Origin of the sequence: Kordiimonas lipolytica (assembly GCF_042651265.1) — a bacterium.
In the GTDB taxonomy this organism is placed as follows: Bacteria; Pseudomonadota; Alphaproteobacteria; order Sphingomonadales; family Kordiimonadaceae; genus Kordiimonas; species Kordiimonas lipolytica.
The window spans coordinates 490,589-516,025 of record NZ_JBHSCR010000001.1 but is presented as its reverse complement, the minus strand read 5'-3'; the positions used below and the strand labels follow the sequence as shown (position 1 = coordinate 516,025).

Annotated in this window: 31 protein-coding genes; 10 read left to right on the top strand and 21 right to left on the bottom strand. The window is 58.7% G+C overall.

Annotation, left to right across the window (positions count from 1 at the left end; all coding sequences use genetic code 11):
• Positions 1-220: 220 nt before the first annotated feature.
• Both ACFO5Q_RS02450 and ACFO5Q_RS02445 read right to left on the bottom strand, forming a co-directional pair.
• Positions 221-721 (bottom strand): hypothetical protein, encoded by a 501-nt coding sequence (locus ACFO5Q_RS02450; protein ID WP_068148329.1) that lies wholly within the window; start codon positions 719-721, stop codon positions 221-223.
• Between the two features lie 65 nt (positions 722-786).
• Positions 787-999: a hypothetical protein gene (locus ACFO5Q_RS02445; RefSeq protein ID WP_068148324.1), complete on the bottom strand. Its 213-nt coding sequence runs from the start codon at positions 997-999 to the stop codon at positions 787-789.
• 158 nt (positions 1,000-1,157) lie between these two features.
• Between ACFO5Q_RS02445 and ACFO5Q_RS02440 the strand changes: the two genes are divergently transcribed.
• From ACFO5Q_RS02440 to ACFO5Q_RS02430, 3 genes are all read left to right on the top strand, one after another.
• Positions 1,158-1,508 carry a hypothetical protein gene (locus ACFO5Q_RS02440; protein ID WP_068148321.1) on the top strand — a complete coding sequence of 117 codons (351 nt, stop codon included), beginning with the start codon at positions 1,158-1,160 and terminating at the stop codon, positions 1,506-1,508.
• Positions 1,509-1,581: 73 nt separating this feature from the next.
• The gene (locus ACFO5Q_RS02435) at positions 1,582-1,932 is read left to right on the top strand and encodes a hypothetical protein (protein ID WP_068148319.1); all 351 of its coding nucleotides are present in this window, start codon (positions 1,582-1,584) and stop codon (positions 1,930-1,932) included.
• Positions 1,933-1,991: 59 nt separating this feature from the next.
• Positions 1,992-2,381 (top strand): hypothetical protein, encoded by a 390-nt coding sequence (locus ACFO5Q_RS02430; RefSeq protein WP_068148316.1) that lies wholly within the window; start codon positions 1,992-1,994, stop codon positions 2,379-2,381.
• Positions 2,382-2,581: 200 nt separating this feature from the next.
• Here the strand turns inward: ACFO5Q_RS02430 and ACFO5Q_RS02425 are convergent, their stop codons facing one another.
• The 4 genes from ACFO5Q_RS02425 to ACFO5Q_RS02410 are packed head-to-tail and all read right to left on the bottom strand — an operon-like array spanning position 2,582 to position 5,413.
• Positions 2,582-2,947, bottom strand: coding sequence for a helix-turn-helix domain-containing protein (locus ACFO5Q_RS02425; protein WP_068148313.1), 366 nt, complete (start codon positions 2,945-2,947; stop codon positions 2,582-2,584).
• Entirely contained in the window at positions 2,944-3,537 is a 594-nt protein-coding gene (locus ACFO5Q_RS02420) for a Smr/MutS family protein (RefSeq protein WP_068148310.1), read from the bottom strand. Before ACFO5Q_RS02420 ends, ACFO5Q_RS02425 begins: the two co-directional genes overlap by 4 nt.
• 4 nt (positions 3,538-3,541) lie before the next feature.
• Complete coding sequence (gene mltA / locus ACFO5Q_RS02415) at positions 3,542-4,744, bottom strand: murein transglycosylase A (RefSeq protein ID WP_068148307.1); 1,203 nt, start codon at positions 4,742-4,744, stop codon at positions 3,542-3,544.
• A 3-nt stretch (positions 4,745-4,747) separates the two neighbouring features.
• Positions 4,748-5,413 (bottom strand): Tim44/TimA family putative adaptor protein, encoded by a 666-nt coding sequence (locus ACFO5Q_RS02410; RefSeq protein ID WP_068148303.1) that lies wholly within the window; start codon positions 5,411-5,413, stop codon positions 4,748-4,750.
• 108 nt (positions 5,414-5,521) lie between these two features.
• Between ACFO5Q_RS02410 and ACFO5Q_RS02405 the strand changes: the two genes are divergently transcribed.
• Positions 5,522-5,998 (top strand): FxsA family protein, encoded by a 477-nt coding sequence (locus ACFO5Q_RS02405; RefSeq protein ID WP_082719901.1) that lies wholly within the window; start codon positions 5,522-5,524, stop codon positions 5,996-5,998.
• A gap of 128 nt (positions 5,999-6,126) precedes the next feature.
• On the top strand, positions 6,127-6,693 hold the full coding sequence (secB, locus tag ACFO5Q_RS02400) for a protein-export chaperone SecB (RefSeq protein ID WP_068148298.1): 567 nt from the start codon (positions 6,127-6,129) through the stop codon (positions 6,691-6,693).
• Positions 6,694-6,776: 83 nt separating this feature from the next.
• Here secB and ACFO5Q_RS02395 read toward each other — a convergent pair whose 3' ends face one another.
• Positions 6,777-7,454, bottom strand: coding sequence for a DJ-1/PfpI family protein (locus ACFO5Q_RS02395; RefSeq protein ID WP_068148294.1), 678 nt, complete (start codon positions 7,452-7,454; stop codon positions 6,777-6,779).
• 106 nt (positions 7,455-7,560) lie between these two features.
• Between ACFO5Q_RS02395 and ACFO5Q_RS02390 the strand changes: the two genes are divergently transcribed.
• Entirely contained in the window at positions 7,561-8,535 is a 975-nt protein-coding gene (locus ACFO5Q_RS02390) for a GlxA family transcriptional regulator (RefSeq protein ID WP_068148292.1), read from the top strand.
• 3 nt (positions 8,536-8,538) lie between these two features.
• On the opposite strand, the gene ACFO5Q_RS02385 is transcribed toward ACFO5Q_RS02390, so the two are convergent.
• From ACFO5Q_RS02385 to ACFO5Q_RS02365, 5 genes are all read right to left on the bottom strand, one after another.
• The gene (locus ACFO5Q_RS02385; RefSeq protein WP_068148288.1) at positions 8,539-9,108 is read right to left on the bottom strand and encodes a GDSL-type esterase/lipase family protein; all 570 of its coding nucleotides are present in this window, start codon (positions 9,106-9,108) and stop codon (positions 8,539-8,541) included.
• Positions 9,109-9,110: 2 nt separating this feature from the next.
• Positions 9,111-10,130: a DNA polymerase III subunit delta gene (holA, locus tag ACFO5Q_RS02380; RefSeq protein ID WP_068148285.1), complete on the bottom strand. Its 1,020-nt coding sequence runs from the start codon at positions 10,128-10,130 to the stop codon at positions 9,111-9,113.
• Positions 10,127-10,624 (bottom strand): LPS assembly lipoprotein LptE, encoded by a 498-nt coding sequence (gene lptE, locus ACFO5Q_RS02375; protein ID WP_068148281.1) that lies wholly within the window; start codon positions 10,622-10,624, stop codon positions 10,127-10,129. The genes holA and lptE overlap by 4 nt, the downstream gene beginning before the upstream one ends.
• The gene (gene leuS, locus ACFO5Q_RS02370; RefSeq protein WP_197421098.1) at positions 10,624-13,188 is read right to left on the bottom strand and encodes a leucine--tRNA ligase; all 2,565 of its coding nucleotides are present in this window, start codon (positions 13,186-13,188) and stop codon (positions 10,624-10,626) included. Before leuS ends, lptE begins: the two co-directional genes overlap by 1 nt.
• 127 nt (positions 13,189-13,315) lie before the next feature.
• A complete protein-coding gene (locus tag ACFO5Q_RS02365; protein ID WP_068148273.1) occupies positions 13,316-13,747 on the bottom strand; it encodes a DUF3576 domain-containing protein in 432 nt (143 codons plus the stop codon).
• A gap of 242 nt (positions 13,748-13,989) precedes the next feature.
• Here ACFO5Q_RS02365 and ACFO5Q_RS02360 point away from each other — a divergent pair, with 242 nt between their 5' ends.
• On the top strand, positions 13,990-14,871 hold the full coding sequence (locus ACFO5Q_RS02360) for an LPS-assembly protein LptD (RefSeq protein WP_068148266.1): 882 nt from the start codon (positions 13,990-13,992) through the stop codon (positions 14,869-14,871).
• On the opposite strand, the gene ACFO5Q_RS02355 is transcribed toward ACFO5Q_RS02360, so the two are convergent.
• Positions 14,872-15,471 (bottom strand): thiamine phosphate synthase, encoded by a 600-nt coding sequence (locus tag ACFO5Q_RS02355; RefSeq protein ID WP_068148264.1) that lies wholly within the window; start codon positions 15,469-15,471, stop codon positions 14,872-14,874.
• Positions 15,472-15,527: 56 nt separating this feature from the next.
• On the opposite strand from ACFO5Q_RS02355, the gene ACFO5Q_RS02350 reads away from it, so the two are divergent.
• On the top strand, positions 15,528-16,199 hold the full coding sequence (locus tag ACFO5Q_RS02350; RefSeq protein WP_068148261.1) for a YggS family pyridoxal phosphate-dependent enzyme: 672 nt from the start codon (positions 15,528-15,530) through the stop codon (positions 16,197-16,199).
• On the opposite strand, the gene ACFO5Q_RS02345 is transcribed toward ACFO5Q_RS02350, so the two are convergent.
• Together ACFO5Q_RS02345 and ribA are read right to left on the bottom strand one after the other, a co-directional pair.
• Complete coding sequence (locus ACFO5Q_RS02345) at positions 16,196-16,660, bottom strand: L,D-transpeptidase family protein (RefSeq protein WP_068148628.1); 465 nt, start codon at positions 16,658-16,660, stop codon at positions 16,196-16,198. The two genes, ACFO5Q_RS02350 and ACFO5Q_RS02345, sit on opposite strands and share 4 nt — an antisense overlap.
• Before the next feature lie 62 nt (positions 16,661-16,722).
• Positions 16,723-17,817 carry a GTP cyclohydrolase II gene (gene ribA / locus ACFO5Q_RS02340; RefSeq protein ID WP_082719900.1) on the bottom strand — a complete coding sequence of 365 codons (1,095 nt, stop codon included), beginning with the start codon at positions 17,815-17,817 and terminating at the stop codon, positions 16,723-16,725.
• 165 nt (positions 17,818-17,982) lie between these two features.
• Between ribA and ACFO5Q_RS02335 the strand changes: the two genes are divergently transcribed.
• Positions 17,983-18,678, top strand: a complete 696-nt coding sequence (locus ACFO5Q_RS02335) for a response regulator transcription factor (protein ID WP_068148258.1) — start codon at positions 17,983-17,985, stop codon at positions 18,676-18,678.
• A 113-nt stretch (positions 18,679-18,791) separates the two neighbouring features.
• Positions 18,792-19,256 (top strand): hypothetical protein, encoded by a 465-nt coding sequence (locus ACFO5Q_RS02330; protein ID WP_068148255.1) that lies wholly within the window; start codon positions 18,792-18,794, stop codon positions 19,254-19,256.
• A gap of 31 nt (positions 19,257-19,287) precedes the next feature.
• Here the strand turns inward: ACFO5Q_RS02330 and ACFO5Q_RS02325 are convergent, their stop codons facing one another.
• The 6 genes from ACFO5Q_RS02325 to ACFO5Q_RS02300 form a co-directional block, all read right to left on the bottom strand.
• Entirely contained in the window at positions 19,288-20,133 is an 846-nt protein-coding gene (locus ACFO5Q_RS02325; RefSeq protein WP_068148252.1) for a GNAT family N-acetyltransferase, read from the bottom strand.
• Complete coding sequence (locus tag ACFO5Q_RS02320) at positions 20,130-20,462, bottom strand: hypothetical protein (RefSeq protein ID WP_068148249.1); 333 nt, start codon at positions 20,460-20,462, stop codon at positions 20,130-20,132. Before ACFO5Q_RS02320 ends, ACFO5Q_RS02325 begins: the two co-directional genes overlap by 4 nt.
• Before the next feature lie 13 nt (positions 20,463-20,475).
• The gene (gene xth, locus ACFO5Q_RS02315; protein ID WP_068148248.1) at positions 20,476-21,258 is read right to left on the bottom strand and encodes an exodeoxyribonuclease III; all 783 of its coding nucleotides are present in this window, start codon (positions 21,256-21,258) and stop codon (positions 20,476-20,478) included.
• Between the two features lie 28 nt (positions 21,259-21,286).
• On the bottom strand, positions 21,287-21,871 hold the full coding sequence (locus tag ACFO5Q_RS02310) for a hypothetical protein (protein ID WP_068148245.1): 585 nt from the start codon (positions 21,869-21,871) through the stop codon (positions 21,287-21,289).
• Between the two features lie 229 nt (positions 21,872-22,100).
• Complete coding sequence (locus ACFO5Q_RS02305) at positions 22,101-22,790, bottom strand: LolA family protein (protein ID WP_068148242.1); 690 nt, start codon at positions 22,788-22,790, stop codon at positions 22,101-22,103.
• Positions 22,791-22,818: 28 nt separating this feature from the next.
• The gene (locus tag ACFO5Q_RS02300; RefSeq protein ID WP_380084284.1) at positions 22,819-25,158 is read right to left on the bottom strand and encodes an FtsK/SpoIIIE family DNA translocase; all 2,340 of its coding nucleotides are present in this window, start codon (positions 25,156-25,158) and stop codon (positions 22,819-22,821) included.
• Positions 25,159-25,437 lie beyond the last annotated feature (279 nt).

Sequence of the window (25,437 nt, the reverse complement as noted above, 5' to 3'; positions counted from 1 at the left end):
ATCATGCGATATCGGGCGTATGTATATGTGTAAGCGGTATATCTGCCTAGCAGACACGCACCCGCCTGATCATCGTGATATGATCCAGAACCAACCCTTCTGATCAGTGGATCCGACATACCTCAAATGTCCTTGAAAACGGTAAAACAGACCTCTGCCGGCCAACGAGAAGATGAAAGTTCAAGTCGCAGGCTGTCAGCAGAAGCGCTGATATATTTCCTTAGGCCCAACCAACCGGCTCCGGGTTCGGGCCATAGCGGCGATAGTCGTCCAGATATTTCTGCGCTGTCGCCGCGCCCTGTTCGGTGTTCCAGTATTTCTTGGCGTAGGCCGCCAGGCCTTCGTCGTCTGTCACATGCGGCAGGGCTTCCGGCACCCGCCAATAAATCATCCGCGCCACGGCGCAGGCATATTTGTCGTCTGTCTCCAGCGCTTCCAGCCGGTCCAGCTCCTCTGGCAGATACGCATCCACCAGCGCCTGCATGTCGGGCCGAAAAGCCAGATAGTTTTCATACAGGTCGTTCAGCGTATTGGGCTCAACCTGGAAGTAGGAAAGCGCCGGGCCGCCCTGCTGCACCCGGTAGCGAAAGCCCATGCTTTCGTGGCACGCCGTCATCATCAGAAGCTTTTCCGCAGCCGCACCGTCCATCGCCATGTCCTTCAGGACTGGCTCAATCACGTCCTTCAGGAAATCATCTGCGTTGGTTTCTGGGTCTGCCATGGCTGCTCTCCCTTGGTGCATGAGGGTGTAAATTATACCAAAGATTGCAGAAGCGCCACTCCGCCTTATTCAGCGGCCGCCAGCGTGGTTGCACCCGCGCCCACAATGCCCGGCACGGCACGTACACCCTCCGCGTCCCGGAACAGGGTTTCCACCAAGCCGCGGTTACCACCCAGCCGCCGGTGCGACACATGGATGTGGCTTTGAAGGACGCCGCCCGCCCCCTGCCTGTGAACCAGGCGGAACTGGTCGAACGGCAGGTCCGTTTGCGCGGCCATGCACGCTCTCCTTTTCAAGTTGTTAAAGGTTTTCTGGGATACTGGGTGAATGCTTCGCCCGGACCTGTGCCATTGGCGCGGCCGAGGCCAAGCAAAAGTGCTCCGCCGGGAAGCGATTTTTGTGCTATAGTTGTTGGTCTGAACTCAGGAGAATGCCAATGACCGGGAAAGCCCGCTGGTTATCTCTTTGTTACGTAACATTGGTGGCAATCGCAGTTGCTGCGCCCTTGCCTGCAGCCGCTTCCACGCAAGCAAGTGACGGACAGACCCAGTCCATGATCGGCGTGGCGTCCCGCTGCATCAGCACCATGAAAGCCTACAGGCAGGCCATCGCCTTTATTGACAAACGCCTTCAGCGCAGCCCAGCACAGGTAACCTATGAGCTTTCAGATGGTGAAAGCATCACGCTTCTGAACCGAACCCATACATTGATGCGGTTTGAAAAGCGGGTTCTTGAAGAAGGTATGCAGGCCCGCGAACGCGCCTGCACAAGCGCCCTTTTGGGTTGATAATACACAATCAATCATTGCCAGCCGCAGCACGCCGCTATAATCTGCCTCCTATCAAGGGATAGGGGACATTATGACCGACACATTTTCAAAAGCCTGCCTGGGGGTTATCACGCTTTCGCTTGCGGTACTGGCCTATGTGCAGCTCTCCAACCATCTGGCGACATCAAGCCAAAGTCGAACAAGCCCGGAAAAGCATGCTGCGATGAGCCCGTCGGGATGCATTGCACAGCTCGCAGTACTAAGAGAAACCTATGCGGCACTTGAAGCGCAAATCAGGAACATCCCAGCCATGGTCCAGGAAAAGGACGCCAGTGGCACTGTGATTTCGGAAAAGCCAAACCGGCTTTATGTCCAGCTGATGAACCAGCTTATTGAAACCAGACAGCAGCAAACTTCCCTAAGCGGAAAATGTGAAGCTTGAGCCAATTGGCCCATGTTGATATGGTCCCGCCCAAGGGGTCCTGACCGAAGGAATAGTTCATGTTGCGTTTTGTTTTTGCGCTTTCGCTCGGCGCTGTTTTCTTAACCCAGCCGGCCCTGGCCGCCACCGATGAAGCAGACAGGGCCCGCATCCAGCTTCTGGAAGATCAGGTTGTTGTGCTGAAGGAAGAGGTTCGCCGCCTGCGCCTGATGACAAGCGAGATGCAGACCCGCCTCAATCAGGTGAATATCATTCTGCATGACCTGCAGAAACCGCAGGTTGTTGAGGTGAAAGAGGAGCCGGACGAATGCACCACACGCATCGCGGACCTGACCCAGAAGAAAGACATGCTGATGTCCATGGGCCTGAAGGAAAGCCACCCGGATATCGTGAATATCTCGAACGTACTGGAGAAATTATCGTCAGAATGCACGACTAAAAGTCGCTAGGTTTTCTTTTAGCCTTTATCGTAGAAAGCACTTGTCGAACTGGTACATTAGAATAAAGCGCTTCTCCATTGGATTCCAAACTCTTGATAACCCGAATTACAATGAACGCGAACAGCCAAGCGTCACCAGAACTGAATTTGAGCCCGATCACCTCGCTGGCTATATGGTGCCAAAAGATCCATTGCGAAATATGAGTCTAACTAACCGCCCCTGGGCTGATCGCTCAGGAAAGCCAGCAACTGGTCAAGCTCGCGGTCATTAAGGCGGCCGATGCGGCGTGCGAGCAGGTTGGCCGCAAGCGTCGCGCGTTCATCCATGCCTGCCGTATCAATGGTGACCTTGGGTTTCGACAGCTGCGCCAGCTCCTGCAACTGCTCTGCCTCATCCCAGATCAGGCCGAAATACTGGATCACCTTCTGGATGAAGGCCCAGCTGGGGGCACCACGCTTGCCGTGCTCAAGCGCCGACAGATAGGCAGGCGAGACATCAAGCGCCGCCGCCAGTTCGGCCTGGTTGATGCCTTGTCTCTTCCGAAGCTCGCGCAGGCGTTCGCCAAAAGGGGTCATGATACCCCTCCCTTTCGGCTGCCTGGCAAGCGGCGCCTCAGGATCACATACATGGCTCCTTCGCCGCCATGCTCCTGTGCCGCCGGGCCGTAGGACTGGATGAAGGGCTTCAGTTCAGGCCCATTAAGCCACAGGGGCACCATGCGCCGAAGCACACCGCCAAACTGTTCGAACTCATCGCGGGTCCTATAAGCCGCGGGTGTTGCGTCCAGCTGGGAAAAGCGCTTGCCGCCCTTGCCAGTGACCACCAGAAGCGTCTTGTCACCGCGCCTGACCGCGCCTTCAACGGTGGACTTCAGCACCCGAAAGGCCTGTTCCTGTGTCATGCCGTGCAGGTCGATCGAGCGGTCCACCTCCTGCCGCCCTGTGGTGATTTGCCGGCGCGTCTTCCTATCAATCCGGGCGTCGGGTGTGGGGCTGGGGCGGGAATGCCACTCGCTTGGCAGGCCTTGGCCTTCCCGAAGGTCGCGCACCATGCGCCGCGGAGGAATGGGAGGGGCATCGGGCCGATCGCCCAGAGGCGTCACGCTTTCCGCCACCTTCTGCCAGATGGCCTCGTCTCGCTCGCTCAGCTTTGGTTTTTTGGCCACGGCATCATTCCCCGACAGCCTGATCCGCGAGCGCCTTCGGCAGCAACAGCCAATAGCGGCCCGCATTGTTCATTGGCCCTGCGATCAGCTCGGCCTCTTCGCCAAAGCCCCAGAAAACGTCCCCCCGGATTTCGCCATTGATGGCGCCGCCCGTATCCTGGGCCACCATCAGATGATTGAAAGCAACAGGCTCTGCCATAGGCCCGCGGGGGTTGGGGTGCGATGTGGAAAGCCAAACAGGCGCATGAAGCGGCAGGTGCCGCCGGTCAACAGCCAGCGAGCGCCGCGCCGTCAGCGGCACACCGGCAGACCCGAAAGGCCCATCACTTTCACCCAAGTCGCGGAAGAAAATATATGAGGCATTCTTGTTCATCAGGGCGTCCATGCGGTCCGGGTTGTCCGCCAGCCAGGCGCGGATCGCCTGCATGGACATATTTTCACGCGCCACTTCGCCGTCTTCGATCAGTGTCCGACCGATGGCATAGTAAGGATGCCCGTTCTGGTCGGCGTATCCGATCATGCGTAAACTGCCGTCCGGCATCTGCACCCGGCCAGAGCCCTGGATATGCAGGAAGAAGGCATCTACCGGGTCATCGACCCACAGAAGTTCAAGGTCGCGGCCATCAAGCGCGCCATCAGCAATCGCCGCCCGGTCGGCATAAGGCACAAGCTTGTTGCCCTTCACCTCGCCCGCAATGCGGCGCCCCTTCAGATCAGCACGGAAGGTGCCCAGGTCAACGCTCACGAGCTCTGGCGGGCGGGTGTGAAGCGGCACGCTATAGCGCGCGGTCTTGACCTCGCTTCCGTGCAGCAGCGTTTCATAATATCCGGTGAATACTCCAACCGGGTTGCCACCCACAGACACCTCAAGCGGCTGGAAATGCGCCTCAAGCACATGCCTAAGCGACGCATCATCGGTTGCCAGCAACACATCCTGGCACGCGGCCTCCCAGTCGCGGGCGTGGCCACCAATGCGGGCACCGGGAATGCGGCGGTTTTCCGGAAAGCCAAGAATACGGTCACAGCTTTTGTATAGCGCCGGCAGCGTACGCGAGAGGTCGTCAGCAACCCAGCCTGGCAGTTCAGAAAATGGCACTGGCCTGAACAAAAGGCCCTTCGGTTTATGGGAGAGAAGGAAAAACGCTGCCGCAAGCGGCAGCGCGATCAGGAGCAAAAGCCCGACTGTATAGCTGAGCGCGCGGCCCACGGCTTAGCCCGCCCGCGTTGCCACGAGGGTCCACATCGGCGTACGCGACTTGGTATCGCGCGCGAAGGTCCATTTGTCGTTCACCTCAACAGCGTCGGATACATTGCCTTCAACCACATTGCCGTCTTTGTCTTTGGTGACAGCGATCAGCTCGGCGCGGAAATGGACCGTCAGTTCCGCTGTGCGGTCAATCAGCTGCGCGCCGATGATATCCATCTCGGTCACATCAAGGATCTTGTTATGAACCACCAGGCCGTCTGCCTCGCGCTTGTCAACGGCGCCAGCGAACTGCTCGTAAACGGAATCGTCAAGAAACTCCCTGAGCGTCTCCTTGTCGCCTTTCCAGAAGGCCTCCAAGATCATTTCATAGGCCGCCTTGGCACCGGTCATGAAGGTGTTCAGGTCGAAAGACCTGTCCGCATGACGGATATCCTGATAGGCCTTCCTCAGCGCCGGGTTCTGCTCAAGGTCAATAACCGTCTGGTCGCCCATGATGACATCAGGGCGATCGCCTGCACTGTCATCGCCCATGGCATCCGAGTGATCGTGGCGTCCGTGCATATTGCCCGCTGCCGGTGGCAGTGGCTCATTGCCTGTTTTATTTCCAAGCTCGGAGCGCAACCGAAGAAGAATAAAGGCCGCGACCGCCGCAAGAATAACTAATTCCATGTTTTACTGTCTCATTAGCGTTTTTATGCACTGAATTTCTGCCCGACTATTGACCCGGGCACCATCTCTTCCTTTATAGATAAGGGTAATCGTTAGAAAGAACAAGAAATGCCCTTAATCATATTTTTGTTAATTTTGGCCCTGCCGGTGGCAGAGCTGGCCATTCTGATCGACATCGGCGAAGAGATTGGCGCGCTTTCCACAGTCGCGCTCTGCATTCTCACCGCAGCTGTCGGCCTGTCTATCGTCAAGCGGCAGGGGATCAGGGTGTTCCAGGAAATGCAGGCGGCATCCAGGGATGGCGGGGCTTTGGGCGCCAGTCTGGTCCATGGCTTCTTTCTGGCAATTGCAGGGGTTTTCCTGTTCATCCCCGGCTTCATGACCGACTTTGTCGGGGCGCTTCTGCTGATCCCGCCTGTGCGGCTGGCCTTGGGAAAGCTTGGAATGGCGCAATTTGTGGTCCGGCGCGGACAGGCACGGCCCCATGAGACCATCATCATCGAAGGGGAATATTGGGAAGAACGGACTGAAGAGGATGCGGCAAAAGCACGCCTCAAGGAAAAGGACCACCCCGACAACCAATAAATTAGGAAATCCGCCATTTTTGGCGCATTTGCATATTGTTCAATCGATAAATCCATGCTAGCCGTTTGCCCCAGATTTGCCGACCCTGTTGGTTTTGGGGGGCTGGCACCAATGAAAAGAGTGAAAAAATGGCAGAAAATGAATTCGGCAATGACCAGGCGCCAGTAGGCGGCCCAGCACCTGAAGGTGCAGAAGGCCCACAGGCCGGCGTTATTGCGCAGTATGTAAAAGACCTTTCTTTTGAAAACCCGAATGCCCCTGCAAGCCTGCAGGCGCTGGCCGGCCAGAAGCCAGCCATCGACGTGAATGTAAACGTCGGCGTTCGCAAGATGAATGACGAAGTCTATGAGGTAGAGCTGAAGATCTCTGCAAAGGCAACGGCCCCTGCTGAAGGCGGTGGCGAACAGGTTGCTTTCGTGGTTGAGCTTGCTTACGGCTCCCTCTACGGCATCCGTAACGTGCCTGAAGAAGCGCTGAAGCCGTTCCTTCTGATCCAGGCACCTTCCATGATGTTCCCGTTTGCGCGCGCCATTATCGCTGACGCAAGCCGGGATGGCGGGTTCCCGCCGCTCCTTCTGGAGCCAATCAACTTCGAAGCGCTTTTCCGTGCCCAAGCGGCACAGGAAGCGCAACAAGCCCAGGCTGCTTCGGCGGCTGACGGCGGCGAAGAACCGACGCCGGTTAACCTTAATTAATCGGCTAGGAAAATTTCCGAAATGCGGCCGGCTGTCTGGGTTTCCCTTTGGGTTTCCTGGACAGCCGGTTTCCTTTTGGGGACCTAGCCCGCTACGGCATGCCTCTGTGCTGCCTGTCGCCGGCGATCAAGCCGGTCCGCCATCATGGCCGTCACGGCCTCCACCAATTCCGGTTCCGCCACACTGGGGTGCCCGCCCTTAAAGGGTGGTTCGGGGTTATATTCAAGTCCCAGCTGGATCGCCTTCGCGACCTCAGGCCCCGCCAGTTCCGCCACTACTGAAAAAGCGAAATCAATGCCTGCGGTCACGCCACCACCGGTGATGCGGTTGCGGTCCCTGACCACCCGACCTTCCGTGGGGCTTGCGCCGAAGGGCGCGAGGTTATCCATCGCCGCCCAGTGCGTGGTGGCCTTATAGCCGTCCAGCAGCCCCGCCGCCCCCAGGATCAATGACCCGGTACATACGGATGTGACATACTTTGCGGTCGCCCCCTGCGCCCGCAGGAAACCGATGATCTCTTCGTCCTCATACCAGTCGTCCACGCTTGGGCCGCCAGGCACCACCAGCACATCAAGTTGCGGGCAATCCGCAAGCGTAACCGTAGGCAGGATCTGGAGCCCGCTGTCGGACGTCACTAGGTCAAGCGTTTTTGCGGCCACATGCATGCTCGCACCCGGCACGCGGGCCAGCACCTCATAGGGGCCGGTGAAATCAAGCTGCGTCAGATTGGGGTAAATCAGGAATCCAATGGTGAGGGACATTTTTTGTTCTCCGTGTCGTGATCGGGTGACGCCATCTTGCCCTTGAAACCCAGTGGCTGATATGACAAATTATTATTGATTTCTGCCAACCATGAGAATGCGAGCCATGACCTCGGCCAGGAAAAAGATCGTCTTTATCGCCTATGATGGCGCGCAGGTGCTGGATATCACCGGGCCGTTCCAGGTGTTCGCAAGCGCCAATGAGGAACTGCCAACCCCGGCCTATGAACCGGTGCTCGCCAGCCTTGATGGCGCTGCTGTGCAGTCAAGCTGTGGGTTGAGGATGGACGCAACGCCGCTTGTCAGCGTCAGCCCAAGAGGCATCGATACGCTGCTGGTTGTCGGCGGCGAGGGCGCGCAGGTCCGCCGTGTGGCTACAAAGGAAAATGCCCTGAACTGGATCAGGGAAGCCGCAACCACGACCCGACGCATCGGGTCTGTATGCACGGGCACCTTCCTGCTGGCGGCAGCAGGCCTTGCGGACGGTAAAAGGGTTGCCACCCACTGGAAAGCCACCGGTGCACTCAAGCGGCTTTACCCCGACACCCGCGTCGACGCCGACGCCATCTATGTGGAAGACGGCCCCTTGTGGACCTCTGCGGGCGTTACCGCAGGCATCGATATGGCGCTTGCGCTGGTGGAGCGGGACCTGGGGCGCGATATTGCCATGCGGATCGCGCGGCGGCTGGTGGTCTATGCCCATAGGCCCGGCAGCCAGACCCAGTTCAGCAGTTTGCTCGAAGGCCAGAGCAAGACCACAGGCAGTTTTGGTCGCACCCTTGAATGGATGCAGGCGCACCTGAAGGACACCATTACCGTGACGGACGCAGCCGAACAGGCGGGCATGAGCGAACGCAGCTTCCACCGCAAGTTCGTCTCGGAAATGGGCGATACGCCCGCGCGGTACTTGGAAAAGCTGCGGCTTGAAGCCGCCCGCACGCTGCTTGAAAGCCCCGGCCTGCCGCTCAAGACTGTCGCGGGCGAAAGCGGGTTCGGCACACCCGTGCGGCTCATTCAATCTTTCGAGCGCACCTTCGGGCTTTCCCCCACCGCCTACCGGAAACTCCATGGGGTGAAATAGAGCCTAACCCTTCAGGAATTCCTGCCACACGGGACTTTTCGCGATCAGGTCCGCGACAAGCTGGTAGCCGCCCTCAAGCGGATGGGCGCCGTCATTTGCCATGGCTTCCTTGCGCCACACATCTGACGCAGCCACATCGGCGCAGATATCCACATAAGAGACGCGGTTAATTCGGGCGATCATGCCCATCTGGCGCGCCATGTCGCCGATACGGCCGCTCGCGGGCGCGTCAGAGACCACCGGCAGCGCGCTGACAAACAGCGTGGGTGCCATCGCGCGTGCCGCAACCATGATGGCCTTGGCGTTCTTCAACCGGTTGACTTCATTGATGGTGACCCGGCGGTGCTCGTTCAGGAGCGCGTCATTGGAGCCCACCATGAAGACCAGCCGGTCAAAGCCATACCCTTCGGCCTCGCCTTGCCAACGGTTCATGACGCCTTCCGATGTATCGCCTTCCAGGCCAAAGACCTCATAATCTAAACCCGCAGCCTCACACAAGCGACCGACCCAGCCCGTGCCGCTTAGGTCGCCCACGCCCGCCACGAAGCTATCGCCGAAAAATCCGATTTTCATGGTTATTTCGCCGCCTTGGTGAGCCGAAGGAGCGCACGGGCACAGATCACGTCGGCCGGGTTGCCCGTGGTCTTGCAATCGATCTCTGCCTCAAGAAGGATATCGAGCGCCATCTCGATCTTGCGCGAGGACCAGCGCTGGACCTCGCCCATGAAACGGTCGCGCTCGCCAAAAAACACAGGCGGGCGAAGCTTGTTCACAGCTTCCGAAGCATTCATGCCCTGGTCCATCATGCCGCGCGCCTGGTGAAAGCGCATCAGCCGCATCTGCAGATGCCGGAGGATCGGGATCGCGCTGTGGCCTTCCGTCCAGGCGCGTTCGATCAGGCGGTCAAGGCCCGTCAGGTTGCCCGCCGTCACGGCTTCCGCAATCTGGCCAAGGCCCATGGCCGACGTGTCGCCCACGCAGGCCTTTGCATCCGCAAGCGTTACCTGCCCACCTTCAGCGCCTTTGTAGAGCACCAGCTTTTCAAGTTCGCCGCGCGAGACCATCCGGTCACCGCCCAGGTTTTCCACCAGATAGGCCACCGCATCCTGTGTGGCACTGAGCCCGGCATCCGCAAGCACTGTCTGCACCAACCCCATGAGGTCTTGCATGCTGTCTTCATAGCAGGCGATGGCAAGGCCGTTCTTGGCCGCTTCCATGGTTTTCCGCAGGCTTGAAGTGGGCTTGAGATCCCCTGCTGTGATGGTCAGCAGGCCATCACCCTGATCGGACCCCAGCACCAGCTTCACGGCTTCGGTGCTTTCATTGCCCGCACCTTCAAGGCGTACAAGCCGCCTGCCGCCCATCATCGAGATGGCAGAGACCTCATCCAAGAGAAGCGAAGGATGTTCCTTGATATCCGCAAGGCTGGGTCGCGCTACCTGAAAAGGGTCTGAAAGGTCTTCGGCAATCTGCTTGCCAATTTTTTCGGCGCGTTCCCGCACCAGCCCGTCATCCCGGCCGAACACAAGCACCGCCCGGATTTTCGGGTCGAGCGACTTGAGGATCGCGGGTATGTCGCGGGGTTTTACCTTCACTGGCCCTCAGTCTCCCTGGCGGTGAAATAGAGCGCCAGTCGCCGGTGGATGCGTTCCGCCAGCTCAAGCGCCAGACGGCGTGCGCTGTCTTCGCGCTGCGTCACCGTGGCAAAATCCGACAGCACAAGGTCATAGGACGTGCGGGCGCGCATATCTTCCACAAACACAAGCTCTTCACCATCAAGTTTGGTGAAGCTCACGTGGGCAACAAGCGTCAGCTGCTCCTGCGTGGCGGCGGCGTCCGGTCGGATGCCGTACCCTTGCGTGCTCTGCTCCAGCGTCACAGTCAGGCGGTAATCGGGCGTGCCGCCGGCGTTCAGGCGGTCCATCAGGCGGTTGCGCATCACCTGCCCAAGGCGGTCGGCAATGGGCGCGACCTCAACCCCTGCGAGATGCGCCTGCATGGCGCGCGAGGAGCCACCGGCCTCGTAAAGCGGGCGGAAACCGCAGCCTGTCAGCAGAAGCGCTGCCGCTATGACGAGGAGGCTGCGCATCAGTTGGCCACGATGTTGACGATACGGCCGGGCACCACAATCACTTTGCGGATGGTATTGCCGTCGGTGTATTTCTTGACATTCTCAAGGCCGAGCGCCAGCGCTTCCACGTCTTCCTTGGCCATATCCTTGGCCACTTCAATCGTGTCGCGCACTTTGCCGTTTACCTGCACGGCCATCTTGACCGTGTCATCAACGGTCAGCGCCTTGATGGCCTTTGGCCACGGCGTTTCGGACACCAGCGTCTTGTGGCCAAGGGCTTGCCAGAGCTCTTCCGCCAGGTGCGGCATCATTGGGCCCACAAGAAGAACAAGCGTCTCCAGCGCTTCGCGAAGCGCTTCCGGCGCGCCGTCGCCCACACATTTGCCGCCAACGGCATTGGCGAATTCATACAAACGAGCCACAGCCTTGTTGAAGTGAAGATTTTCAATGTCTGCCGTCACGCCTTCGATGGTTTTGTGCGTGGCTTTCCGAAGCGCCAGTGCCGTGTCGGACAGGCTTTCAGGGATAGCGGCACCCACAGCGGCAAAGTCCGACGGCGGCGTCATCACCAGGCGGTAAACACGCTGGGCAAAACGCCAGGCGCCTTCGATGCCTGCTTCAGTCCACAGAAGGTCGCGCTCTGGCGGGCTATCACTAAGCACGAACCAACGCGCTGTGTCTGCGCCGTACTGGTCGATAATGTCGTCTGGGTCGACCACATTCTTCTTCGACTTGGACATTTTCTCAACCCGGCCTTCGGTCACCTCAAGGCCGTTGTCGGTGCGGAACAGGGACCCGTCCTCGCGGGCGCGGACAAGCTCAGGGAACACCCATTCGTCATCGCTGTCCTTGTAGGTCACATGGTTCACCATGCCCTGCGTAAACAGGCCCTCGAACGGTTCTTCAATGTTGGTGCGGCCAACATGCTTGAGCGCACGGGTGAAGAAGCGGGCATAAAGAAGGTGCAGGATCGCATGCTCCACACCACCAATATATTGGTTCACCGGCAGCCATTCGTTGACCACATCCGTGTCGAACGGCTCGTCAGCGTCCGGTGTGCAGAAGCGCAGGAAATACCAGGACGAGTCGACAAACGTGTCCATCGTGTCCGTCTCACGTACGGCCTTCTTGCCGCATGAAGGGCAATCGGTGTGCTTCCAGGTGGGGTGATGCTCCAGCGGGTTGCCCGGCTTGTCGAAAGACACGTCCTCAGGCAGCTCAACCGGCAGCTGGTCGCTTGGCACTGGCACCACGCCGCAGTCATCACAGTGCACGAACGGGATAGGCGTGCCCCAATAGCGCTGGCGGGAAACACCCCAGTCGCGCAGGCGGAAGTTGACCGTGCGTTCGCCCCAGCCTTCTTTTTCGGCCAGGTCGATCATGTGCGCCTTGGCGTCCATGGCTTCCATGCCGTCAAGGAAGCGGCTGTTGATCATCTTGCCCGGACCCGTATAGGCCTCTGTGCCGATCTCGAACGAGGATGCATCCTCGCCTTCCGGCAGAACCACAGGCACCACAGGCAGGTGGTACTTGCGGGCGAAATCAAGGTCACGCTGGTCGCCCGACGGGCAGGCGAAGATGGCGCCGGTGCCATAGTCCATCAGCACGAAGTTGGCCACATAGATCGGCAGTTCCCACGTGTCGTCACATGGATGCTTCACCGTAAGGCCCGTGTCGAAGCCTTTCTTCTCGGCTTTTTCGATCGCTTCCTCGGTGGTGCCGGTCTTGCGGCACTCGTCACAGAAGGCTTTCAGGTCTGCATTATCTTCCGACAGTTTCGCCGCCAGCGGGTGGTCCGCCGCGATGGCGCAGAAGCTGGCACCAAACAGCGTGTCCGGTCGCGTTGTATAAACCGGCAGCTTTTCGCCTGTCTGGGCAATTTCAAAATCGAACTTCAGGCCTTCGCTGCGGCCGATCCAGTTTTCCTGCATCAGGCGCACCTTGTCCGGCCAGCACTCAAGGCCCTTAAGGCCTTCAAGAAGATCGTCAGCGAAATCGGTGATCTTGAGGAACCATTGGCTGAGCTTGCGGCGCTCAACCGGCGCGCCGGAACGCCAGCCCTTGCCGTCGATCACCTGCTCGTTCGCGAGCACCGTGTTATCGACCGGGTCCCAGTTCACCCAGCTTTCCTTGCGGTACACCAGACCGGCTTTGTAGAAATCGATGAAGATCTGCTGCTCTTTGCCATAGTAGGACGGGTCGCAAGTGGCGATCTCGCGATCCCAATCGATGGCGAGGCCGATATGCTTCAGCTGCTCGCGCATGTTGGCAATATTGTCGTACGTCCAGTCCGCAGGGTGAACCTTGCGCTCCATCGCGGCGTTTTCCGCAGGCATACCGAAAGCGTCCCAACCCATGGGGTGCAACACCTCATAACCCTGTGCCCGGCGGTAGCGTGCCACCACGTCACCCATGGTGTAGTTGCGCACATGGCCCACATGCACCCGGCCCGACGGATAAGGGAACATCTCAAGCACATAATATTTCGGCTTTTCAGACGCGGTGTCCGTCTTGAAGGTCTGGGACTCGGTCCACACTTTTTGCCATTTGGCTTCGGTGGCTTTTGCGTTGTAGCGGGACATGATCTTTATCTCTGTACTGCCGGCCGGGCTTTCGCCCCGCCTCTATTATACTGAAACAGCCGGGCTCACGCCCGGCTCGAACTGGTTATCTGGGCGCCCGCAAGAGCACCCTGCAAAATGGTGCAACCTAGTTTGACACCGCAAGGCGCAATTGGCGGGCACGCTCAAGGATCGATTCCTCAATCTGCAGCGCTGTCGCGGCCTGCACCGGTACGGTCAGCCAATTGCCGTCTGTACGTTCCTGGCGGACAACCGATACTTTCACGCCGTCCGAGCGCAGCTCCTTGGACATGAAACGCACCGTCAGCTTGACCCGCTCGTCGGGGGCGTCAGCCGTGGAATGCCAGTGCGTGGTGATGACACCGCCCGATGGCTCTACCTGGTCGAACGGCATGAAAGACAACGTATCAAGCGCCGCCTGCCACAGATAACCGTTCACACCGATTGCCGTGGTCCGCGGGCCCATCTCCTCACCCTTGTCGCCACCGCCGAACATCGAACAAGCGCCCAGTGAGAGACTGACCATCAGTACCATCATGGTACGGGCAAAATTTTGCATACTACACCCCGTGGATTCGTTTTTTCCTGGCCTGTCCGTCTGGTCGCCACCAGGCGACCGGCGAACTTTTTTCGGCCTCCAGCGGGTTATAGCGGTCAGAAGAGGCGCTGACCAGTCCGAAAAGCGTCAAAATAGTGGCAAGCAGGACACAGGGAGTCCTATTTTCGCCCTCGACCCTTGCGAAGTTAACGAAGGATTCAATATCATTATGGCGTACTAATGTGTACCAGTTGGCGAAGGCTATGAAAAACGCGATCAAATATGCCGTCACGGCGCTGATGATTTCAGCCTCCTCCACAGCGACGCTGGCGGAGGAAAAAACGCGTTTTGAATCGAGTGGTTTCCTGCAAAGCCTTGATCTCTTTATCGCTGAACAGATGGCCAAGCTGCGTGATGTTCAGAAAACTGACAAAGGCGACGCGATCAAGGACCTTGAGCTGAGCCTCAGGAACAAATCCGAATCCAAAGACAATGGCTTCTTCTATCTGCGTGAGGCAGGCCCTTCGGCCTCCGGCTCCGCCATTGGCAGCCTGTCCGACCGCCCTGACTTCTCCTCGCTGCTGGCGCCAGACGGCACCGTGCGCGGCTCTTACGGCCAGGATATCTTCGGTACCGGCGGTCGTGTCGGTGTGACCTTCGGAGCAGACAAGAACGACCCGACAGATCGTGGTTTCGAGATTGCCCTCAAAAGCGCCTACCGCCTTTCCATGCAGGGCCTGCCAGCGGCAAACGCCTTCAACAGCAGCGACTTGGCAGAGCGCCAGTATAATGTTGGCTTTTCTCTCGGCTATTCCGGTTTCGGCCTGGACGCGTCGCTTGTCCGCCAGACCAGCCTGTTCGATCCAGATATGTCTGGCTTTGACGTAGGCTTCTCCTATCAGGCCAACAGCTGGTCGGCCCGCCTGTCGATGAGCGAATACCGTGAAGGCGCAGACCTGTACGGCATTGAAAACGAAGCCCGCAACATCATTTCTGTTGAGTTAGGCGCAAGCTACCGCCTGACTGACACGCTCGGGCTCACGGGTGGTGTGCGCTATTATGATTACGGCAGCCGCCTGATGCTGGACCCGGAAGCGGGCGAAAAATCCCAGATGATCTTCCTGGGTGGCCGCCTGCGTTTCTAATTAACCCAGAAACCCGTCAATCGCTGCAAAGGCCGCTAAATCTAGCGGCCTAAGTTTTTTGGCCGTCCCTGTATTGACGCCGCCTAGCGCCGCGACAGGCAGCGGTGCATCCTTGATCAATCGCGCGAACCGGTGCAGGCCAAGGCAGGGTGCCCCGGCGTGGCTGCGCGTTTCAAACACCGGCGACACAAGCGCGAGGTCGGCCCCGATGGCGGCCGCACGTTTCATCGCTGCCCGGCTGTGGCACGCGGCACTCACGAAGGAAAATCCTGTCAGGACCGGAGGACGCACGAGCTGATGCTCAGGCAGATGCAGGCCGTCTGCATTCACCGCGCGCGCAAGCCTAGCATCACCTGCAATCAGCAGTATCTGCCTACGCTCTTTGGTGACTTCTCGGAGGGATCGGGCCAAGGCCGCGCGATCCGCATGGTCATAGTCCCGCACAATGACAATCGCGCCTTCAGGCAGGCCTGAGGCGACAGCAAGCGGGTCCGGCACGCGGCCAGCATGGGTGATAAAGACTGGTAGCGCGCCGCCCAAAGCCGCCACCATCTTGGCAGCCGCGCCTTCAGCCCTTAATGTAATCTCGCTCTTGACCATGGGGTTAAGCTATCCCATAGGAACAGGGCACCAACAAGCCCAAAGGACATGCGCCCATGACGCCGGACATCAAAGCCAATATCGATGCTGTGAAAAAAGAGATCACCCGCATGTGCAAGCATGTCGGCGTAGACGAGAACCAGCCAAAGCTGATTGCGGTTTCGAAGGTTCAGCCCCTTGAGCGCGTGCGCGCGGCGCTTGAGGCTGGCCACCGGGTGTTTGGCGAAAACCGCGTGCAGGAAGCCGAAGAACGCTGGGGCACGCTGAAGCCCGACTACCCGGATGTAGAACTGCATTTGATCGGCAGCCTGCAAACCAACAAAGCGGCGAACGCTGTGGCGCTGTTTGACGTGATCCAGTCGGTCGACCGCCCGAAGCTCGCCAAGGCGCTGGCGACAGAGATGGACAAGCAGGGCCGCAAGCTGCCCATCTTTCTCCAGGTCAACACCGGCCGCGAGGACCAGAAAGGCGGCGTGCTGGCCGAAGATCTTGAAAGCCTCCTCAACGAGTGTCGCACTTTAGGGCACAATGTGGTGGGCCTTATGTGTATTCCGCCCGTGGGGGATGACCCAACTTTGCACTTCGGCCTTCTCAAGAAATTCGCGAAGAAACATGGGCTTGAGCGTCTGTCGATGGGCATGAGCAGCGATTACGCTTTGGCTGCCGCCATGGGTGCGTCAGATATTCGTGTAGGAACAGCGATCTTCGGTGCCCGGGATTATAGCTAACCCAACTCAACCTTGATCCGGTCGTCCGGCTTCACCTGCCTGAGGAAGCGGCGGAGGGCACCCTTTTCCACAGCGACGCAACCGAGCGTCGGCTTGAAACCGTCCTTGGCCACATGCAAGAAAATGGCGCTACCAAGGCCCGGCACCACCGGATCGTCATTATGCCCCAAGACCACGACTAGGTCATAAAGCGCATCCTCGCGCCACATCTTCTCGTGTGATGGGCCGAACGGCAGGCGCACCAGCCGGTTATAATGGGGGCTTTCCACGTCATCGCACCAGCCGTGGGTGGGCGTCAGCGCCTCGACGGCCAAGTCCGTGACCGGTGGTTCTTCGCGGTCGGGGCGGTAGAAGACTTTCCTGAACGGGTAAGTACCCGCCGGCGTCTTGCCGTCGCCCTCACGCCCCCGGTCCTGTGCTATCACACCGTGTTTCCCCAGCGCGCAAGGCGCCTCGAACATAGGGCCGGTCAAGCGCCCACGGCGGCTGTTGTCCTTGTCTGGTGTCACTAGCCAGACAGTCATTAAAGGATGTGACCTGTCTTGGCCTTCTTGGTGGCCAGATACTGCTCATTGTGCGGATTGGTTGGGAACTTGTGCGCCACGCGTTCGGTGACCGTCACGCCGAAACGCTCCAGCCCCGCAACCTTGTCCGGGTTGTTGGTCATCAGCCTGACCGACTTGAACCCAAGCTGCTTGAGCATCTCAGCTGCCGGCGCGAAAACGCGTTCGTCCACATCGAACCCGAGGCGCGTGTTGGCATCCACCGTGTCATAGCCCTGATCCTGCAGCGCATAGGCCTTGAGTTTCGAGATCAAACCGATGCCCCGGCCTTCCTGCGCCAGATAGAGAAGCACGCCGCCGCCGGCGTCCTCGATCGCCTTGATCGCACCCCGAAGCTGCTCGCCGCAATCGCACTTGAGGGACCCCAGCAAGTCACCGGTGAAGCATTCACTGTGGATACGCATCAGCACCGGATCATGCCGGTTTGGCTCCCCGATCACGATCGCGATATGCTCAATCCCGCCCGCCATTGGCCGGAAGGACACCAGGTGGGTATTTTCAGCACCCGCGAGCGGCACCCGCGCCGACGCCACCTGCCGAAGCGCAGCGGCCTGCGTGAAATCAGCGTTCAGAATCTCGTCGGCATTCACTGCCATCTGGTCCGGGAAGGCGTCCGCGCCCGATACTTCCGCGGCCAGCACAGCAGGCAGCAGCCGCGCCCACTTGACCATCTTGATCGCCGCCTCATCCAGTTCAGTCGATGGATGGTTCACCCGCCGGTAGGGGCCCTTCAGCGGCGACGCCAGATCAAGCGTTGGGTCCGCAAGCGCGACCATGTCTTCCGCCTTCATCCAGCTTGGGCGCTCAAGCCGCACGGCGGCCCAGTCCTCGCCCGCCACTTTAAGTGACAGGGCACGGTTATTGGTCAGCATGACAAAGCTGCCAGTTACCATCTGGTCAAAGCGCGCAAGCGCGGGCGTGTTCGCAAGCTCAAGCGGCATCACGAGAAGCGCCTGCGCGCCGCTTGTCACCACAACGGGTTGGCCGCGCCGAAGCTCGTCTGCCGCGCGTTCAAGGCGCAGAAGGGATTGGTCAGATGTGTTCATGCCCTTCATATAGCGGGTATTCTCCAAAAGTCAGCAGCCGCTTTTTGTCACAGCCTCGCGCGCCAATCAAACAATTGTGACCGGGCGTGATGGCAAGATTGCTTTCCACTTCTTATATAGGGCTGGTTATTGCATACTATGGCAAATAATTTTACGCGTCGGAGGATTTTTGGAATGCCAACTCGCAAACTGCTGCTTGTGGACGATGATGTAGATCTGCGGGAAGGTCTCGCGGACCAACTGGCCTTGTGTGACGAGTTCACAACCGTTGAGAAAGGGGCCGCCTGCGAGACGCTTGATTTCCTCAAGGACAACCAAGTGGATATGATTATCCTTGATGTCGGCCTGCCTGACATGGATGGCCGTGAGCTCTGTAAACGCATCCGCAAGAGCGGCGTTTCCGTGCCGATCATCATGCTGACCGGTAATGTCTCTGACGCCGATACGGTGCTGGGACTGGATGCCGGCGCGAACGACTATGTCACCAAACCCTTCAGCTTTACGGTGCTGCTTGCGCGCATCCGCGCCCATTTCCGCCAGTATGAGCAAAGCGAAGACGCCACCTTCGACATCGGCCCCTATCATTTCCGCCCTTCAGGCAAAATCCTGGAAGAGAAAGACAGTGGCAAGAAAGTGCGCCTGACCGAAAAGGAAACCTCCATCCTCAAGTATCTCTACCGCGCGGGCGGCAACGCCGTTGGGCGCGATGAACTGCTCGCGGAAGTTTGGGGCTATAATTCAGGTGTCACGACGCACACGCTGGAGACCCACGTGTATCGCCTGCGGCAGAAAATCGAGAATGAACCCGGCATGGCGCGGCTATTGGTGACGGAACCCGGCGGCTACAGCCTGCAGGGCTTCACAGCCTAACGCTTGGCAATCTTAAACGGCGAGACCCCGCCCGCTGATAGCGGGGTTTTATTTTGACAATCACAGCGCTGAAAACCTAGGCTTGACCCCAGATTTTAAAGAGGGGTTTTTTGATGCGCTTCAACGTGGCTCTTGTAGCCTTTATGGCATTTTCAAGCTGTATTAATCCCTCAACCTTCGCTGAAGAGCCGGGCGCGCGTGCCCACAGCAAGGACGAACGTCGCCTGCATGAACTTGTAGGCGACATTATTACTGATATAGACACATCCAGAAGCCACAAGGACCACACGGATGCCTTTGGCGCTTCGCTGGTAATCAACAAGTTTGAAGTCTATTACAATGATGAAGTTCGCCATATGGGAAAAGAGCTACGCATCAAATATTTCCTCGCGATGCTTTGGCATGTCGGCTTCGATGGTTGCCCAATGGGTGCTTATATCTCCACCGTTAGAAATGATCCCGCCGCCGCAGAATTCGTTCGACGGCTGGAAACCTTCATTCAAAGGGAAGAAGAACGGGATGGAAACAGTCGGTATCTTTTTGTGAGTAAAGCCGTTCTCAAGCGCCTCAAAGCCTAGAAAATAGATGCAAACATGGCCAATTTAGCGCCTAACCCAGCTCGAAAGTCGTGATGCCGAAGATCTGGCCTGTCCGAATGTCGGGCAGGCCTTTTTGGTACATGCGCGCGGTGGCGAACACTTTCTGCATGCCGCGCGTTTCTGCAAGCCGGATGGCCTCCGGGTTATTCTCAGGCGTATCAAGGATGACCTTTTCGCCTTCAATGTCTGCCTGCAGGGCACCAAAAAGGGTTTCGGCCACATGGGCGTCGTCCGCAAACAGCGGCCCCACCTTGTGGCCTTCAAGGCACTTTCTGCGAACGGCATAGCCCTTCACCACGCCGTCCGCTTTATAGCAAACCGCGCGACCGTCACCCTGCCCCAGCCATGCCTTCAAGAAAGCGTCTCGGTGGGCTGGGAAGCACAGACGGTCATAGGCACGAATAGCCGCGAAATCATCGGACGTTATGGCGTGCACGGATGCAGCGTTGTGCAATTCCGCTTTCGCTTCACCCTCGAACCGGCAGTTCTCGTAAAAAGGCTGATAGCCGATGCGTTCATAGATGCGAACATTCTCCAGCACCCCGTCGATGCCCACATTCCTGTCGCCGCAATATGCCAGCCGGGCCTTTGTGAGCGCCAGGCCATAGCCCTTGCCGCGATGCTCCGGCGCCACGATATAAAGCCCGCAGAAGGCATAGCTGTCGTCATAAATGACGGCGCTGCCGGTGGCGACGGTCTCGCCATCCAAGGTGCCTTTGAAAAAGCCGTTAGGATCAGCGGCAAAGAAAGTTTCGGCGTCATTGAGGCCCGGGTTCCAGCCCTCGCGCCCCGCCCATTCCACCGCCGTGCGCACGTCCGAAGCCGTCATGGTCTCGATTTTGTAGGTTAGGTTCATACCTGACCTGCCTCTGCTTCATCTGACAATTCACATCCAGGGCCTTCATACCCGTATAAGTCGACGAAAACTGGCGTGGCCAATACTATGGATGTGATGACCCAAAACGGAGAAATCAAAACCCTTATTTCTTTTAGGCGCTTTCCAAGCCAAAAAAGAACAATTGCAAATATCGTAAGTGGATAGATTAGGAATACCGCTAATCCAGCCAATTTTCCGCATTCCCAAACATGCGGGTCCAAGAAATAGGCTGTATATCCAGCATAGGCTAAAACACAACAAGCGATCACTTGAAAAAACACGCCTGCATTGGTTTTCCATTTCACCATTGCAAAGCAATTCCTAAAAATCGAAGTCCACCAGCACCGGCGCGTGGTCGGATGGTTTTTCCCAGCCCCTAGCGTCGCGGATCACTTCCATGTGGATCGCTTTTCCTTTGAGAGACGGGCTGGTCCACACGTGATCCAGCCGCCGGCCCTTGTCTGCTGCTGACCAATCGCGCGCGCGGTAGGACCACCAGCTATAGAGCTTCTGATCCCTGGGCACGAAATCGCGCATGATGTCCTGCCAGTTGTGGGCTTCGATCAGCTTCAGCATGGCCTCCACCTCCACCGGCGTGTGCGAGACGACTTTGAGAAGCTTCTTGTGGTCCCACACATCGTCTTCATAGGGCGCGATATTGAGGTCCCCCACCAGGACATGATCACCCTCGAGGTCTGCGGACCATTTGGTCATTTCATCCAGGAACTGAAGCTTGTGGGCGAACTTGTCGTTGATGACTGGGTCAGGCTCATCGCCGCCTGCGGGCACATAGAAGTTATGGATGGTGGGCATGCCGTCGATCTGGATCGCGATATGGCGGGCATCGCCCTTTTCGCACCAATCAATCTTGAAATGGTCGCCGATCGGCAGCTTCGAGGCCGTCGCCACACCGTGGTGGCTTTTCTGGCCGTGGATCGCCACGTGCGGCATGCCGAGTTCCTCGAAGAAGCCGGTCGGGAACATATGGTCCTGCACCTTGGTTTCCTGCAGGCACAGCACGTCGGGCTGATAGTCGCGCACCAGCTGCTCGACGATATCGGTGCGCGCCCGCACCGAGTTGATGTTCCATGTAATCAGCCGCATGTGCCGCTCCCTCGCCTGTCTTATAATTCTAAAAAATCAGAAAACTGTTGCCGATAATACCGATGGGCCAGCGGCCTTTTTCAAACAGCTGGAACCGAAGCGCGAAGGGGTGGTCTTCCTCTGCGCCAGTCATGGCCGCCAAGGCTGCCTGATAGGTCGCCTGCACCGCCGCGCCCGATGTCGCCCGCACAAATTCCTCATCAAGAATCCGAAGATCGCGCGACGCTTCCGTGGCGCTTTCCTCAATGGTTTCGGAGACTGCACCGGTCACGTGCGTCATGACCATTTCAAGCGTCTGCTCGTCAAGAACGCCAAGCGCATCGTCCGTCAGCGCGGCGCGAAGCTGCTCTTCCGCTTCCCAGGCCGGGCTGTTGACTTCGGTGTTTTCAGCCGCGTCGGCGGCTTCTTCCCAGTCTGCCAGGAAACCGGGTTCCGCTTCCGGGAAACCAAGCGCTTCGGCGTAGGCGCGCGCGATCTCCACCGTCTGGCGGTCGGGGTCCTCGCCCAGAGTGCGGAACCAGCGCACGTTCGAAGCCAGCGCCACAAAGGGCGCCACAGACTTGAGGCTTGGCAGGTCGTCGAAAATCTCGTCGATATCGTCTTGGGTATCCATCACATCACCTTGTTGCGGATCAGATCAAGCCCTAGCCCCTGCGCGTGATCAGCGCAAGCGCTAAGCCAGGGCTTCCCTCATTTAGGCAAGTTTTCGATTTTCGCAAGCCGGAAACGGACCTGGGTTTCGCTATCGTCACTCGCCGACTAGATCGGCGAGTCCACATGCAGCATGTATGCTTGGGCCAATAGATGGATTCGCCGGTCGAGCCGACGAATGACGAGAGAGATCAGCGGCGGGTCCGGCGGCGCTTGGTGAGACCGCGTGGGTCTTCAAACGTCCAGAGCGCATCATCAAGAGAGACATTCACCTGCTGGTCCGTGAGCGCGACTTCCGTGGTTTCGCCCTTTGCGTCCAGCACATTCCAGCCCAGAAGGCGAAGGCCGGTAGGCATCGCTTCATCCGGCATGAAATAAAGCGTAATCTCACCCTGCTCCGGGTTTTCCGGGTCGCGGGCGGACAGCAGGATCAGGTCTTCAAGACCCGGACGCCCGCGTGATATATTCGCCTGCAGGCTGGCAAGATCGATGGACCCACCAAGAAGCGCGCGCAGCGGCGTTTTCTTAAGCGGCCATTTGGTCACCTGGCCAATTTCATAGTCTATGAAATTCAGCGTCGTGCCGTCGGCCACAATCAGGAAGGGGGTTTCGTCCGTATAGTCGAACCGCACATAGCCGGGGCGTTCGAGATACAGGCGGCCTGTGGCCACATTGCCGTTCGGCGCGTGCTGGCGGAACTCGGCCTCCAGGCTTTCCACACCATCCATATAGGCCTGCACCTGCCGGAGCGCCTTCAGGCTCTGGTCCTCTTCGACCGACTGCTCCTCAAGGGGCGGCAAGTCGGCCTCCTGCGCGAGAAGCGCGGGGGCCGGGACGGCCAGAAGGGCCAGATAAACTCCAAACAATGTTACGGATCGCATGTCGCTTCCTATAATTCTTCTTCGCGGCCTAAAATTCTTCTTCACGATCAGGCACCAGCACTTCGCGCTGGCCCTTGTGGTTCGGCGCGCTGATCACGCCCTGTTCTTCCATTTCCTCAATCAATGAGGCGGCCTTGTTGTAGCCGATCTTGAGACGCCGCTGCACATAGCTAGTGGACGCGCGCTGGTCCCGGACCACAATGGCCACCGCCTGATCATAAAGGCTGTTGTTGGCATCATCGCCTGAACCAGATGGACCTGGGATGAACGGGCTGTCGAACCCTTCTTCAGGTTCTTCGGTCACTTCCGCCAGATAGTCCGGCGCGCCCTGCTTCCTCAGGTGGGTCGTCACATCTTCCACTTCGCTGTCGGAAACGAACGCACCATGCACACGGGTGATGCGGCCGCCGCCCGCCATGAAGAGCATGTCACCCATGCCCAGAAGCTGCTCGGCGCCCTGTTCCCCGAGAATCGTACGACTGTCGATCTTACTGGTTACCTGGAAGCTGATCCGGGTCGGGAAGTTCGCCTTGATGGTACCGGTGATCACGTCCACCGACGGGCGCTGGGTGGCCATCACAACGTGAATGCCCGCGGCCCGAGCCATCTGCGCCAGGCGCTGCACGGTGGCTTCCACATCCTTGCCGGCCACCAGCATCAGGTCTGCCATCTCGTCGATCACGATCACCAGGAACGGCAGCGGCTGGAAGTCAAACTCCTGCTCTTCCATGATTGGTTGGCCGGTTTCCTTGTCAAACCCGGTCTGCACCTCACGCGTCAGGCGTTCGCCGTTTTTCTTGGCCTCTTCAACCCGCTTGTTGAAGGCCGCAAGGTTCCGCACGCCCAGCTTTGACATGTTGCGGTAGCGTTCTTCCATCTCCCTGACCGCCCACTTGAGCGCCACGACCGCCTTTTTGGGTTCGGTCACCACCGGCGTCAGCAGATGCGGGATACCGTCATAGATGGACAGCTCAAGCATCTTGGGGTCAACCATGATGAAACGAAGTGTTTCAGGGCTGTGGCGGTAAAGAAGCGACAGGATCATGGTGTTGATGCCGACAGACTTACCGGAACCGGTGGTACCGGCTACCAGCAAGTGCGGCATGGACGCAAGGTCCGCCACCACGGGCGCGCCGCCGATGTCCTTACCCAGCACCACGGGCAAGCGCGCTTTAGTGGCTTCATAATCACGGCTGGCGAGCAGTTCGCGTAGCAGAACGGTTTGGCGGTCAGCGTTCGGAAGCTCAATACCAATCGCGTTCCGGCCTGGCACCACCGCCACACGGGCGGAGATGGCGCTCATGGACCGCGCGATATCGTCCGCAAGGCCAATCACCCGGGCGGATTTCACGCCGCGGGCGGGTTCAAGCTCATACAGCGTTACAACAGGGCCGGGGCGCACGTCCTTGATTTCACCCTGCACCCCAAAGTCGTCCAGCACGCTTTCCAGCATGCGGGCGTTCTGTTCGAGCGCCCCTGGGCTGATGCGGCCAACCTTTTCGGGCGGCGGCGGCGGTGCCAGCAATTGGAGCGGCGGCAGAAGGAACCCGTTCGCGTCACCGAAATCCAGCGTGACTTGCGCTTCCTTGACTTCCCGCGTGCCGCGCTTTGGCTTGGCTGGTGCTTTCACGCGCTTTGGGGCTGGTGCGGTCACAGGGGCTGCGGGCTCCGGCCTTTCCACCACCTTGCGCTCTGGCCGCGTCATGGCAGGCTCTACACGGTCACCTTCGTCAGACTTCTCACGCCGGAACAAAGCGTGGAAGGTCACCATCACGCCGTGGCCGATCATGCGCATGCCCCAGATGATCCAGGACAGGATCGTCATCAGCACATATTTGATGGTCTGCAGCACCGTGCGCCACTCGTCTTTATTGAGGGCGAAGCTGTAGAAAAAGGCAGGTACACCGAGAACAGCGAACACCGTGCCGTAAACCCAGGCCGGAATAACGAAGCCAGCGAACAGCTCAATCACCATCAGGTAAAGCTGTTGCCCAAGCGCACCGCCATAGCCTGCCTGGATGACATAATCCGGCGCAGGCGAAACCACACTGACGGCAATCGCCAGCAAAATCAGGCTGACGGGCACCATGATCAGGTTAATCCAGAAATGCGGCAGCCATTTGAGGCGCGCAATCTTCAATCCCCACAGGAAAAGCGGCACAGGCAGCAGATAAGCCACCACCGCAAGCGTCTGCATCAGCACATCAGCCACATTGGCACCGATCGGCCCCAGGAGGTTGGTCGTGGCGCGCGCCGCTTCGTTATTGATGGTCGGGTCCGCCGGGTTATAGGAGAAGAGCGCCACATAGGTGCCCACAGCCAGCAGCATCAGCATAACGCCAAGGCTACGCCAGCCCGTGCTTTTCATGAAGGTCACGAATGCGGGCGGCAACAGCGGTGTGCCGCCGTTTTTCTGTTTCACTGGTTTCGTTGCTGCGGTTTTTTTGCGTGCCGACACGTAACAATTGCTCCCCGGGCCAACCGTCGCGCCTGTCTCCCTCTGGCGCGTGGCGGCTATGTTCTCGTCCTGTTCGCGGTCACTTTACTCTTTAACAATGCTCAAGGACAAGTGCGGCATTTTATGGGCAGCGACTTTATCGCCCGATTGGCCCACATGCGGCACCATGCCACTGGACAGAAGGGGGCA